Below are 12,933 nucleotides of genomic sequence, written 5' to 3' on the forward strand. Positions count from 1 at the left end.
AGATGAAAGATTTAGATGGCGAAATCCGTGCGTGCCGCCTGTGCGCCGCGTCCTTTGCGCAAACCAAAACAGCCCATGAACCCCGCCCGGTGGTTTGGTTTCGGCGCGGAACACCCATCCTGGTCGCGGGGCAGGCACCGGGTGCGCGCGTGCACGAGTCAGGGCGGCCCTTTACAGACCCGTCAGGCGACAGGCTTCGCCAATGGCTTGGGGTCAATGAACCTGTTTTTTATGATCGTGACCTCGTGTCGATTGTGCCCATGGCATTCTGTTTCCCCGGCTATGATGCCCGCGGCGCGGACCTTCCTCCGCCCGCGATATGCGGTAAAACCTGGCATGACAGGGTGATGCAGGAACTGGGGCAGGTGCCGTTGACGGTGTTGGTCGGTAGTCATGCGCATAAATATCATCTGGGTGCGCGGGGGTCGGTGACGGACACCGTTCGGAACTGGCAGGACCATGCGCCGCGGGTCTTTGCCTTGCCTCATCCGTCCTGGCGGAATACGGCATGGGTAAAGAAAAACCCGTGGTTCGAGGCAGAACTGCTGCCGGTTCTGCGCGCGCGGGTCCAAGAGGTGCTGAATGACTGAAACCACAGCGTTGGACACGGCGCATGCCGCGATGCTGGCAGATCCGCAGAACGATGCTGCCCGTCTGCAGTTTTTTGAACGGCTTGCTGATAGTGAGCTGTTCTTGATGCTGACCGAAGAAGCGGTGGGCGAAAACATCTCGCCCGAAGTGTTCGATGTGGCCGACGGGCGCTTTGTGTTGGCTTTCGACCGCGAGGAACGATTGGCGCGGTTTGCCGGGCGGCCCGTGCCTTATGTTGCGCTGTCGGGGCGCGTGTTGTCGGGGATGCTGGCAGGGCAGGGTATCGGGCTGGGCCTGAACCTGGAAACTGCGCCATCATCCATGCTGGTGCCTGCCGAGGCCTTGGGCTGGCTGGCCGAAACGTTGCAGCATGGCCCCAAAGAGGTCGAGGAAAAGCTGGCCGAGTTCATGCCTCCCGCCGGTTTGCCGGACAGCCTGTTGACCGCCCTTGATGCAAAACTGGCAACTGCTGGTGGGCTTGCCAGTGCAGCCTATCTGGTCGCCACGAAATCCGAGGCGGGCGCTCAGGGTCATTTGCTGGGGTTTGTCGGTGCGGTCGAGGGGGCCGAGCCAGCGCTGGCCAAGGCAGCTTCAGAGGCGTTGACGTTTTCGGGGATCGAAGCGGGGGCGATGGATGTCGGGTTCTTTGCCACAGATGACGCCGCTGCCGCGCTGCTGGCGAAGACGGGGCTTCGCTTTGACCTGCCCGAACCGCAGGTTGCAGATCTGGTGCGCGAGGTTCCGGGCAGCAATCCCGCGAAACCGCCAATTCTGAAGTAACGGCCAAAACGCAAACACGCGGCGCACAATGCACCGCGTGTCACTAGGATGGGACTCTGCTATTCCGCAGCAGCTTCCAGTTTGTCCTGCGTACGTGTTTCGAAATCACTGGCGTCGTGACGCTCGTGAAGCTGCGTGTGCGGCTCGCCAAAGGCGCGGTTGACCATACGGCCACGCTGAACCGCAGGCCGTGCGTCAATCGCCTTGGCCCAGCGCACCACGTTCTTGTAGGATTCCGCGTCAAGGAACTCTGCCGCGCTATACAGACGGCCCAGAACCAGTTGACCGTACCACGGCCAGATCGCCATGTCGGCAATCGTATATTCCTCGCCCGCGATATAGGTCTTGTTCGCCAGTTCCCTGTCCAGAACGTCCAGCTGGCGTTTTGCCTCCATCGCAAAGCGGTTGATCGGGTATTCCCACTTTTCGGGCGCGTAGGCGTAGAAATGGCCAAACCCGCCGCCCAGATAAGGGGCGCTGCCCATTTGCCAGAATAGCCAGTTCATGACTTCGGTCCGTTCCGGCCCGGACGCGGGCAGAAACTCTCCAAACTTCTCAGCCAGATGAAACAGGATCGAGGCACTTTCAAACACCCGAACCGGCTTGTCGCCAGAGCGATCCCAAAGGGCCGGAATTTTCGAGTTTGGGTTGGCCTCGACAAACCCTGAACCGAACTGGTCGCCATCGCCGATGTTGATCAGCCAGGCGTTGTATTCAGCACCTTCGTGACCCAATGCCAGCAACTCTTCCAGCATTACCGTGACTTTGACACCGTTGGGCGTGGCAAGGGAATACAACTGCAAAGGGTGACGTCCAACCGGCAAGTCCTTGTCATGGGTTGCTCCGGCAATAGGTCGGTTAATGTTGGCGAACTGTCCGCCACTTTCACTGTCCCATGTCCAGACTGCTGGTGGGGTATACGAAGATTGGTCGCTCATTTCTTGCCTTTCATGCCTTTGTCCGGGCCGCGTTCGATGCAGTCTTACAGGTAGTGTTGCAATCCGCCGAGTCCAACCCAGCTTTTCCGGCATAATTTGTAATAATCCGCGACCAAACTCTCACGTTTGCTCGAGAGGGGTCACAGCGGCGCGAGGAGGGCTACGAACAGAATGGGAATCGCATATTGTTTTGCCAGACCTGCCATCACGGCGTCACCGATACCGCTGGAACGAAAAGGATAAACTACATGAAACGCTTTGCTTTGACCTTTGCTGCGGCCATGGCCCTGGCCGTTCCGGCATTTGCCGGGCCGCAATATATTGACGGCACAGGGTTTGCCGTCTCGGGGTATGATGTTGTCGCCTATCGCAACCTGGATCAGGTACCGGTAGGTCAGCCACAGAACGAAGGCGTGCGTGGCAATGCCAGCATTACTGCCGAATACAATGGTGCAACCTGGGCATTCTCGTCCGAGGAAAACCGCGACAAATTTCTGGAAAACCCGGCCTATTATGCGCCGCAATATGATGGGCACTGCGCCTATGGCGTGTCGCGCGGTGGCAAGGTTCCGGCAAACCCGAACTTGTGGCGGATCGTTGACGACAAGCTGTATCTCAACATCACGGATGTGGTCGTCGGGTTCTTCGAAGAAGACATTCCGGGCAACATCAACCTTGCTGAAGGCAACTGGCCGGGTATCGAGCCGTCTGACGCCTCGACCAGCGTGATCCCGAAATTTACCTCGGAAGGTCCGGTGAAAAACTGACCTGGCCGCAAATGCACAAAGCCCGGCTTAACCAGCCGGGCTTTTTCGTTCAGCCTGCAAGCCAGAATTGATCCCGTATCGCCTGATCCGCGTCAAACCGGATCCTGACGCTCTTGGCACCCGGAAACTTGCTTTCGCGGATAGTATCGGGAATGACAACTTCCCCGGCGCCCGTATCGCTGGATTGAAAGCTCAGGATTTCCGCTGTGGTGTGCCGCGCACTGGTCAGAACGGTCGTTGGCAAAGCCACACGATTTGCGCCCTGATTGACCGGTGTCGTGACAAAGTAAGTCAGGTGCCGCCCATAGCATCCGACCGCGTCGGGAACATGGTCAGCAACATCACTGCCGCATTTGGGTTGAATACCAGTCTGACTGTTCATATGCGACAGCGCCTGCCCGGGATTCAGCATCGCCTCGCATGCGGCAATATCCTCCTGCGGAAGCTCGATGATTCGTTTCTTCAACCGTGCCCGACGTGGTTGTGGCGGGCCAGCAGCGGCACCGCCCTTTGTCGCCAGCCCTTCTTTGCGCAGAAAATCATAGGCTGCCTTGGCGCGTGAAAACCCGGAACTGTCGCCTTCCTTGTGATCAGGATGCGTGTGAAAGGCGATGTGACGCCACGCCTCTCGTATTTCACTGGAATTGGCAGACGGGTTCAGGCCCAGATCTGCCAGGGCATCCGTGCGTGCCCTGACCTTATCGACAGGTTCCATACTCAAAACACTCATTAAAAACTACACACCCCTAGTGTTGCCGAGGGCATGGTTTTGTCAAATTTCACTGTTGATTGAGAGGGAAGCTGACAACAATCGCGATGCGAAGAATCCATTGTTCCGCAAAGGCGTGAATTCACGGATGTAACTGTGATACAGGTCACGCACAAGAAAAGGAAAACGCCCGGACAAGTTAGTAACCCGGGCGAATCATTGGATTTTTCAGTTGTCAGGCGACGTTTTGAAGATCGACCTGCGGCGTGATCCCAAGGGCAAAGCACACATCGCGCGTCAATTCCGGGCGGTTCAGGGTATAGAAATGCAGCTTGTCCACGCCACCTTCGATCAGGTCCGAGCACAACTCGGTGCAGATCGCAGTTGCCAGCAGATCCTCACGCCCGTCGCGCACGGCCTTTTCAAAGGCGTGTTCGACCCAATCGGGAATATGCGTGCCGCAGCTTTTGGCGAACTTGCGCGCACCTGCCCAGTTTTCAATAGGCAGAATGCCCGGCACGATCGGTTTGTCGATACCTGCCTTGGCGCAGGCGTCACGGAAACGGAAGAAGGTTTCGGCCTCGAAGAAGAATTGCGTCAGCGCTTCGTCAGCGCCCGCGTCAAGTTTGGCCTTCAGCCAATCCACGTCTGCTGACATGTCCGCAGCTTCAGGGTGCTTGTCAGGATAAGCCCCGACACGGATGCTGAACATTTCGGTTTCAGCCAGCGCCTCAATCAACTCAATCGAACTGTTAAAGCCTTCGGGGTGCGGTACGAACCGATCATGCCCTTTCGGCGGGTCGCCCCGCAGGGCCACGATGTCCTGCACGCCCGCACGTGCGAATGTGTCGGCGATTTCCAGCGTTTCCTGCCGCGAAGCGTCAACACAGGTCAGATGCGCAGCGACGTTCAGGCCAGAGGATTTATGCAGGGTTGCGACCGCGTCGCGCGTCAGTTCCCGGGTCGTACCGCCTGCACCGTAGGTGACGGAAACAAAACGGGGCTCCAGCGGTGCCAATGTCTGGACCGTATCCCAAAGGCGGAAAGAAGCCTCCAGAGTCTTGGGCGGAAAGAACTCGAATGAAATTTCGGGTTTGGACATGGCTGCCTCACTGGATCAACTGACTATCTTGTGCCATGACGGGCATTGTGAGACAAACTCATATTATTCAACAACAACATGAACGATACTTGAGATGCACATTGAATTCCGGCACCTGCGTACCATCAAGGCGATCCATGAATGCGGTGGGTTGGCACGTGCTGCCGACCAGTTGAACATCACTCAATCCGCATTGAGTCATCAGATCAAAGGGTTGGAGGATCAGGCCGGGGTCGAGCTGTTTCTGCGACGTTCAAAGCCGATGAAGCTGTCAGCCGCCGGTTTGCGCCTGCTGCGGTTGGCCGAACAGATCCTGCCGCAGGTCGAGGCGGCACAGAATGAGTTTTCATCGCTGCGGGACGGGCGTACCGGGCGGATGCATATCGCCATCGAATGCCACGCGTGTTTCGAATGGCTGTTTCCGGTTCTTGAATCCTTCAGGAAATCCTGGGGCGACGTGGATGTCGATATCCGACCCGGTCTGGCCTTCGACGCCCTGCCAGCCTTGCAGAAGGAAGAGGTTGATCTGGTGGTCTCATCCGATCCCGAAGACCTGCCGGGTGTCGAGTTTGTGGAGCTGTTTGACTACAACCCCGTCTTTGTCGCTGCATCAGCCCATCCACTGGCGGAAAAAGCCTATGTCGAGGCTGAGGATTTCCGAGGCCAGACCCTGATCACCTACCCGGTGGAACGCACACGTCTGGATGTGTTCAGCCAATTGTTGATCCCTGCACGGGTCGAACCCGCCTCAATCAGGCAGGTGGAACTGACAGCTGTCATCCTGCTTCTGGTGGCCTCAAACCGAGGCATCTCGGTTCTGCCGGATTGGGTCGTGCGCGAGGTCAAATACAACTCGGACTATGTGACCCGCCCCCTGACCAAAGAGGGGATCACGCGTCGCCTTTATGCAGCGGTCCGATCAGAAGATCTGGACAAGCCCTATGTGCAGGAACTGGTGAAACTGGCCCGCGAAGAGGCGCGCAAGCTGCAATCCCGGTAGAGGCGTTTTCTGCGGGTCTGTTATGCACATCATTCCTCTTGGCAAGGAAGCCTTGCGGCAGTATACGCGCGGTTTGACCGGACAGGAGCCTTTTTACAATGGTTGGCAGTGCAAATCTCAACATCATGATCAAGGCCGCGCGCAAGGCGGGGCGTTCTTTGGTCAAGGACTTTCGTGAAGTCGAGAATCTGCAGGTGTCGATGAAAGGCGCTGGTGACTTTGTGTCTAAGGCCGATATCGCGGCCGAAGCCATCCTGAAGGACGAGTTGCTGGGCGCACGCCCGACCTATGGCTGGCTGGCTGAAGAGGGTGGCTCCATCGACGGAGAAGACCCGACCCGCCGCTGGATCGTTGACCCGTTGGACGGCACCACCAATTTTCTGCATGGCCTGCCGCACTGGGCGATTTCCATCGCGCTGGAGCACAAAGGCAAGATCGTAGCCGGCGTGATCTATGACGCCGCCAAGGATGAGATATTCTTTGCCGAAAAAGGCGAGGGCGCGTGGATGAACGACACCCGAATTCGAGTGTCGGGGCGTCACCGCATGATAGAATCGATCTTTGCAACCGGCCTGCCCTTTGGGGGTCGTTCTGACCTGCCTGCAACCCTGCAGGATTTGGCGCGTCTGATGCCCGCTTGCGCCGGTGTGCGCCGTTGGGGTGCTGCGGCGCTTGACATGGCATATGTGGCTGCGGGCCGGTACGAAGGCTTCTGGGAACGCCGCCTGAACGCGTGGGATGTCGCCGCCGGTATCATCATCGTGAAAGAGGCGGGCGGCTTCGTCCAGGCCCTGAACCCCGAGGGTAACGCGCTGGAAGATGGTGAAGTGATCTGTTCGAATGAACCGATCTTTGATCAATTCGCCAAAGTCATCCGGGGCTGATCGCCCCTTAGCCCAGCTTTATCGACGCGGAACGCGCGGTATACGAGACTGCGACAGCTTGTACTTTGTCTCTGGGTGGGGCGGGTGCCCGTGCGTGCGGTTCCAGAATTGCACTCCACCGCGCCGCAGCCACAATGGTACGCATAGGATCAACCCCACGGCAAACCCGCCGGTATGGGCCCAGTAGGCGATACCGCCTTCGTCCGGGTTGCTGGTGACGCTGCCAAAGAACTGTATCGCTAGCCATACGCCCAGCATGATGAAGGCGGGGATGGTAAAGACCCTGAAATAGACAACCAGGATCAGCAGAATATCGACACGCGCCTTGGGAAACAGCAGCAGGTATCCCCCCATGACACCCGCAATCGCGCCCGAGGCGCCGACGGTAGGCACCTGAGAGTCCGGCCCTGTAACCACATGGATCAGACCTGCGCCGATACCTGCGACCAGGTAGAACAGCAAAAAGGGTAGATGGCCCATTTCGTCTTCCAGATTGTCGCCGAATATCCACAAGAACAGCATGTTCCCGGCCAGATGCATCCATCCCCCATGCAGGAACATGGACGTCACAAGGGTTTCCAGACCAACCCCGTCGCTGACCCGCGCCGGGATGATGGCATAGTCGAAGAACAGCCGGTTGATAAGTGGCGCATCATTCATGATCCCCACATAGCTGAGGAAGATCAGGATGTTGGCCGCCAATAAGACGTAGACAACATAAGGCGTGCGCCCCGAGGGGTTATGGTCACGTATCGGAAACATGAGGTGACGCTGGGCTTTTGCGCGCCCAGCGTCAAGGCAAGCTTATGCCGCACCTCCCAACAACGCAGCGTTTCCGCCAGCTGCGGTCGTATCGACACACACATGGCGCTCACCCAACACGCGCGCGCGGTCGGGTCTGCCGGGAATCAGGGGCAGAATGGGGCCGTCCCGGCGGGCCAGATGCTGTTCGATCTGGTGCGCGGTTTCAGCGTCGCCCCACCAAAGGACACCAGAGATATCGGTCAGGTTCTCCAACCGATGAAGGTCAAGCATTCCGGTTGCCTGAATGGCCGTTCCACCCAGCGCCTGTACGGCGTCAGCCTGCGCGCGCGCTGCTGCTTCCCCCGGCCCCATGCACAGAAGAGGCGCGCGGGGATATTCGCTTAGCCGGTTCGATTCTCCGGTTGGGCCGGGCAGAGAACGGGTTTGGATTGGGGCAGGCTGGCCTTGAGGGGCAGGTAGGTCTGCTAAGTTTTTCCAATTCTCATCTGTGGTTTGTCGATCCGGTGCACAGAACCTGGCCATGTAATTCGGGCCGCCCGCCTTCGGGCCGGTGCCTGACAGCCCTTCACCGCCAAAAGGTTGGGAGCCAACGATGGCACCGATCTGATTGCGGTTTACATAGATGTTTCCGGCATGGATTGCTTCGGTCACATGCTGCACCCGGTCGTCGATCCGGGTTTGCAGGCCAAAGGTCAGCCCGTATCCGGTGGCGTTGATATCCGCGATGACCTTGTCGATCTCCTGCGCTTTGAACCTTGCCACGTGCAATACGGGGCCAAATATTTCGCGCTCCAGCGCGGCAATGCCCGAGATTTCGATCAACGTGGGGGCAACAAAGATACCTTCGGGTGGTAGCGGCAGCTCTTTCAGAACGCGCCCTTCGGCCCGTGCCGTGGCGACGTGATCAGCGATGACCTGCCGGGCCTGCGCGTCGATCACCGGGCCGCAATCGGTAGAGATCAGCCAGGGGTCCCCGATGCGCAGGGCATCCATTGCCCCTTTGAGCATGGTCAGCACGTCATCTGCGATATCCTGTTGCAGGTACAGGCATCGCAGTGCCGAACACCGCTGACCCGCGGACTGAAAAGCGCTTTCAATGATCGATTGCACGGCCTGTTCGGGAAGTGCGGTGCTGTCGACGATCATAGCGTTCAGGCCGCCAGTTTCTGCGATCAGCGGCGTGCCGGGGCGCATGGCCCCAGCCATTGCCGACCGGATTCTGAGAGCGGTCGTTGTCGAGCCGGTGAAGGCCACGCCAGAAACGCGCGCATCCGATGTCAGCGCCGCGCCCACGGTCGGACCACCCGGCAGCAATTGCAGCGCGTCGCGCGGCACACCGGCCTCATGCAGCAATTGAACGGCGCGGTGTGCGATCAGGGGTGTTTGCGGCGCAGGCTTGGCCAAAACGGCGTTCCCGGTCGCCAAAGCTGCCGATATCTGCCCTGAGAAAATCGCCAGCGGGAAGTTCCAAGGGCTGATGCAGGTGAATACGCCAGCGGGCTCGGCATCAGGTATGTTGGCGGCGTAGTAGCGCAGGAAATCCACCGCCTCACGCAGTTCCGCCACGGCGTCAGGCAGCGATTTGCCAGCCTCGCGCGCCAGCAGGGCGAACAACTCGCCGTAATGCGATTCATAAAGATCGGCAGCAGAGTTCAGGATGCGGGCACGTTCGGCTGCCGGGGCCTGCCACGGCTTTGCCGAAGCCAGCGCCAGTTCAACATCCGCGTCACTTGCCGAGGCGACCGCACCTGGTTTGTCGGCAGGATTTGCCGGGTTGACTACCGGCTCATCCGCCCGGGGTTTTGCAGCGTCAGCCAGCAAGGGCTGTGCATACCAGTGATATGCACGGAACTGGTCCCGCGCTGCATCAACCTTGTCCAGCGTCGGAGTGTGGTGAAGATCGAATCCCATGGAATTGGGGCGATCCGGCTGGAACAGTTCGGGGCCGGTGGGCAAAGGGGGTGGGGGCGTTTGAACAGTAACAAACGGATCTGCGGCAACCACTTCCGGCGGGACGTTTTCGTCGACAATCTGGTTGACGAAGGATGAGTTTGCCCCGTTTTCCAGCAGACGCCGCACAAGGTAGGCCAGCAAGTCACGATGCGCACCAACCGGTGCGTAGATGCGACAGCGCGTTTTCTGCCTGTTCATCACAAGCTGATGCAATGTCTCGCCCATGCCATGCAGGCGCTGGAACTCAAAAGGCTGACCTTCGGCCATGTGCAGGATGGCGCTGACTGTATGGGCGTTGTGGGTGGCGAATTGCGGATAGATCCGGTTTGTCATGCCCAGCAATTTGCGCGCATTGGCGATATAGGACACGTCCGTGACCGCCTTGTGCGTGAAGACGGGAAAGCCATCCACGCCTTCGACCTGCGCGCGTTTGATCTCGGTGTCCCAATAGGCGCCTTTGACCAGACGCACCATCAGCTTGCGATCGTGGCGTTCAGCCATGTCATAGAGCGTGTCCAGAACCAGCGAAGCGCGTGGCCCATAGGCCTGAACCACGATGCCAAACCCCTCCCAGCCGGCCAGAGCCGGATCGGACATCACCGCCTCAATCACCTGCAATGACAAAGACAGGCGATCCGCCTCTTCGGCGTCGACGTTTAGCCCCATGCCAGCGGCCTTAGCCAAAAGGGCCAGCGCCCGCAGGCGTGGAACCAGTTCATCCATCACCCGCTTTTCTTGTGCCAGTTCATAGCGGGGGTGCAGGGCCGACAACTTGACCGAAATGCCGGGGTTGGCGCGGATATCATCATGGGTGCAGGCTTCGGCGATGGCCGAGATGGCGCGTGAATACGACAGGTGATAACGCGCGGCGTCCGCCTCGGTTCGCGCGGCCTCTCCCAGCATGTCGTAAGAGTAGGTATATCCCTTGCTTTCCATCCCGCGCGCGCGTTCCATCGCAGCGTGAATGGATTCACCCAACACGAATTGCCGCCCCATTTCCTTCATCGCCCGCGACACGGCGGTACGGATCACGGGTTCCCCCAATCGCTTGATGGCCCCGCGCAGGGCGCCAACAGGCGAGGTCTTGCCTTCGTCCAGAACCTTGCCCGTCAGCATCAGTGCCCAGGTTGAGGCGTTCACCAAGGATGAAGACGAGTGCCCAAGATGCTTACCCCAATCCGAAGGGGCGATTTTGTCTTCAATCAACGCGTCAATCGTGTCGGCATCCGGCACGCGCAACAGCGCCTCGGCCAGGCACATCAGGGCGACGCCTTCGTCGGTGGACAGGCCGTATTCGGCCAAAAACACCTCCATCAACCTCGGAGACGTGCTGGATCGGATGTCGCGCACAAGCTGCGCGGCAGCGGCGCTGATGGCGCCGCGGTCCGTGGCGCTCAGGCTGGCCTGAGAGATCAGGGTTTCAAGGATCGCCGACTGGTCAGCATAGGTTGAGGTGTCGATTAATGTACGCAGGGTATGAGACATGGGTCCTCCGGTCTTTGTGCCAATATAACTGCGAAAACTCAGGACAATCGCCTGAGTTTACGGTAATTGAAGGCGGAATACCTGAAATTTCGCCAGAAGGCAGCGCAAATGAACTTTCCCGACCTGGACCGGTTTGACCGGTCGATTCTGAGAATTCTGGCCGAGGATGGGCGCATTTCGGTCGCCGATCTTGCACGCGAAATCGGTCTGTCGAAATCACCGACACAGGCGCGCCTGAAACGGCTTGAAGCAAGCGGGGTGATCAAGGGATACCGGGCGATGCTGGATCCGATCAGACTGGGGCTGGACCACGTTGCCTTTGTCGAGGTGCGTCTGACCGATACCCGCGAAAAGGCACTGGCCGAGTTCAACGCGGCTGTCCGAAAAACTGCCGAGGTCGAGCAAGCCCATATGATCGCTTCGAATTTCGACTATTTGTTGAAGGTCCGCACAGCCACCATGTCAGAGTATCGTCGTGTTCTGGCCGAAAAGATTTCATCCTTGCCGCATGTCGCCAGCACCTCGACCTTTGTGGCGATGGAGGCGGTTAAGGAAACCGGCAGTTTGGGTGGGTTCGAGCATCAGGCTTGACGGATCGGGATTACGAGCCATCCTTGGTACATGATACACGCTTTCCTCGCCGCTCTTGCTGTTGTTGCCTTGTCCTGCGCGGCGCACGCCCAGTCCTGCCCTGATTCTCCGGATCATTCAGAAGGTGTGGATGCGCTAATCAATCAGGTTCAGAAGGCAGAATCGCAAAGTGATGCGCGCGCTATTTCCAACCAGATGTGGGAGCTTTGGACCGATGCGCCAGATGCGCGTGCACAAGGCTTGCTGGACCGAGGAATGGCGCGGCGGGAGGCCTGGGATTTACCGGGCGCGTTGGACGAGCTTGACCAGCTTGTCGAATACTGCCCGAACTACGCCGAAGGCTACAATCAGCGTGCGTTTGTGAACTATCTTCGACAAGACTTCGCTGCTGCCTTGCAGGATCTGAATGTCACGATCGAGTTGTCGCCGAACCATATAGGTGCGCTGAGCGGGCGCGCCTTGTCACTGTTGGGTCTGAAGCGCCTTGACGACGCGCGCGCGGCACTTGCCGAAGCGCTAGAACTTAACCCATGGCTGTCAGAGCGGGCATTGTTGGAACCCGGCGGTCTTTTGGAACCGCCCGGTCAAGATATCTGACGCCGGGTTTTCGAAAGAACCGCAATGGGAAACCGAACCTATTTGCAAGCAAACTGGTCGTGTTGGACCCACCCGAGTTGTTCACTGGCTATCCAATGGCATGACTTCTGGCTGATGGGCGCGTCTATCGAACGCTGAGCATCATTGGCGAATACACCAACGAGGGGCTGATGATCCGTGTCGATCGCAAGTTCAACTCAACCGATGCGCTGAATGCATTGGCTGACCTGTTCATCCTCCGCGGCCCGCCGGAATACATAAGATCCGACAATGGGCCGGGATTTGTCGCCCAGAAGCTGCGAGGGTGGATCACAGCTGTCGGGGCGAAGACGGCTTAAATCGAGCCGGGATCACCCTAGGAGAACGGCCATTGCATAAGCTTCAACGCCCGGTTCCGGGATGAGCTGCTCAACGGTGAAATCTTCTACAGCCTAAGGAAGGCGCAAATCCTGATTGAGCAATGTCGTGTCCACTATCACTCCGTCAGGCCGCACAGCGCGTTGGGCTACCGCCGGCCTGCGCCCGAAATAATCGTCCCAATAGACCAGAGGCCCACGGTGCAGTAACAAACAAACCGGACCACCCGATAGGGGCACGCCGCCGAAGGCGCTGAAGGCGGCTATGCTGACCCTTTTTGAATATCCTGCCGAACACAATGTGGGCCACTTGTACAAAGCCAAACCCGATTTGGCGGCGCATTACAAATCCTGTGATCCGACCAACTCTTTCAATCCGGGGGTCGGGAAGATGTCCAAGGCGTGAACCTACCGG

At 58.7% G+C, this 12,933-nt stretch carries 12 protein-coding genes and 2 pseudogenes; 9 read left to right on the forward strand and 5 right to left on the reverse strand.

Features of this window, described 5'->3' with window-relative positions; genetic code table 11:
- Window positions 1–2 precede the first annotated feature (2 nt).
- Entirely contained in the window at window positions 3–590 is a 588-nt protein-coding gene (locus ACR0DY_RS10060; RefSeq protein WP_480487628.1) for a uracil-DNA glycosylase family protein, read from the forward strand.
- Entirely contained in the window at window positions 583–1,371 is a 789-nt protein-coding gene (locus tag ACR0DY_RS10065) for an SseB family protein (protein ID WP_480487630.1), read from the forward strand. Before ACR0DY_RS10060 ends, ACR0DY_RS10065 begins: the two co-directional genes overlap by 8 nt.
- Window positions 1,372–1,430: 59 nt before the next feature.
- Here the strand turns inward: ACR0DY_RS10065 and yghU are convergent, their stop codons facing one another.
- Entirely contained in the window at window positions 1,431–2,309 is an 879-nt protein-coding gene (gene yghU, locus ACR0DY_RS10070; protein WP_480482182.1) for a glutathione-dependent disulfide-bond oxidoreductase, read from the reverse strand.
- A gap of 248 nt (window positions 2,310–2,557) precedes the next feature.
- On the opposite strand from yghU, the gene ACR0DY_RS10075 reads away from it, so the two are divergent.
- The gene (locus ACR0DY_RS10075) at window positions 2,558–3,076 is read left to right on the forward strand and encodes a YHS domain-containing (seleno)protein (protein ID WP_480482180.1); all 519 of its coding nucleotides are present in this window, start codon (window positions 2,558–2,560) and stop codon (window positions 3,074–3,076) included.
- Window positions 3,077–3,125: 49 nt separating this feature from the next.
- Here ACR0DY_RS10075 and ACR0DY_RS10080 read toward each other — a convergent pair whose 3' ends face one another.
- Window positions 3,126–3,791, reverse strand: coding sequence for a DnaJ domain-containing protein (locus ACR0DY_RS10080; protein ID WP_480482178.1), 666 nt, complete (start codon window positions 3,789–3,791; stop codon window positions 3,126–3,128).
- Between the two features lie 229 nt (window positions 3,792–4,020).
- Window positions 4,021–4,887, reverse strand: a complete 867-nt coding sequence (gene metF / locus ACR0DY_RS10085) for a methylenetetrahydrofolate reductase [NAD(P)H] (RefSeq protein WP_480482176.1) — start codon at window positions 4,885–4,887, stop codon at window positions 4,021–4,023.
- A gap of 94 nt (window positions 4,888–4,981) precedes the next feature.
- On the opposite strand from metF, the gene ACR0DY_RS10090 reads away from it, so the two are divergent.
- Both ACR0DY_RS10090 and ACR0DY_RS10095 read left to right on the forward strand, forming a co-directional pair.
- A complete protein-coding gene (locus ACR0DY_RS10090; RefSeq protein ID WP_480482174.1) occupies window positions 4,982–5,887 on the forward strand; it encodes a LysR family transcriptional regulator in 906 nt (301 codons plus the stop codon).
- A 98-nt stretch (window positions 5,888–5,985) separates the two neighbouring features.
- Complete coding sequence (locus ACR0DY_RS10095) at window positions 5,986–6,771, forward strand: inositol monophosphatase family protein (protein WP_480482172.1); 786 nt, start codon at window positions 5,986–5,988, stop codon at window positions 6,769–6,771.
- Window positions 6,772–6,789: 18 nt separating this feature from the next.
- Here the strand turns inward: ACR0DY_RS10095 and ACR0DY_RS10100 are convergent, their stop codons facing one another.
- Together ACR0DY_RS10100 and putA are read right to left on the reverse strand one after the other, a co-directional pair.
- Complete coding sequence (locus tag ACR0DY_RS10100) at window positions 6,790–7,533, reverse strand: rhomboid family intramembrane serine protease (RefSeq protein ID WP_480519086.1); 744 nt, start codon at window positions 7,531–7,533, stop codon at window positions 6,790–6,792.
- A gap of 42 nt (window positions 7,534–7,575) precedes the next feature.
- Complete coding sequence (putA, locus tag ACR0DY_RS10105) at window positions 7,576–10,974, reverse strand: bifunctional proline dehydrogenase/L-glutamate gamma-semialdehyde dehydrogenase PutA (protein ID WP_480898199.1); 3,399 nt, start codon at window positions 10,972–10,974, stop codon at window positions 7,576–7,578.
- A gap of 108 nt (window positions 10,975–11,082) precedes the next feature.
- On the opposite strand from putA, the gene ACR0DY_RS10110 reads away from it, so the two are divergent.
- The 4 genes and pseudogenes from ACR0DY_RS10110 to ACR0DY_RS10125 all read left to right on the forward strand — a co-directional run.
- Window positions 11,083–11,565 carry an Lrp/AsnC family transcriptional regulator gene (locus ACR0DY_RS10110; protein WP_480482166.1) on the forward strand — a complete coding sequence of 161 codons (483 nt, stop codon included), beginning with the start codon at window positions 11,083–11,085 and terminating at the stop codon, window positions 11,563–11,565.
- A gap of 30 nt (window positions 11,566–11,595) precedes the next feature.
- Window positions 11,596–12,162, forward strand: coding sequence for a tetratricopeptide repeat protein (locus ACR0DY_RS10115; RefSeq protein ID WP_480482164.1), 567 nt, complete (start codon window positions 11,596–11,598; stop codon window positions 12,160–12,162).
- Window positions 12,163–12,275: 113 nt separating this feature from the next.
- Window positions 12,276–12,728 (forward strand): annotated as a pseudogene (locus ACR0DY_RS10120) (integrase core domain-containing protein); the annotation flags it as partial.
- Between the two features lie 22 nt (window positions 12,729–12,750).
- Window positions 12,751–12,924: pseudogene (locus ACR0DY_RS10125) on the forward strand (D-lactate dehydrogenase); the annotation flags it as partial.
- Between the last annotated feature and the right edge of the window lie 9 nt (window positions 12,925–12,933).

This window comes from Ruegeria sp. O6 (assembly GCF_056535045.1).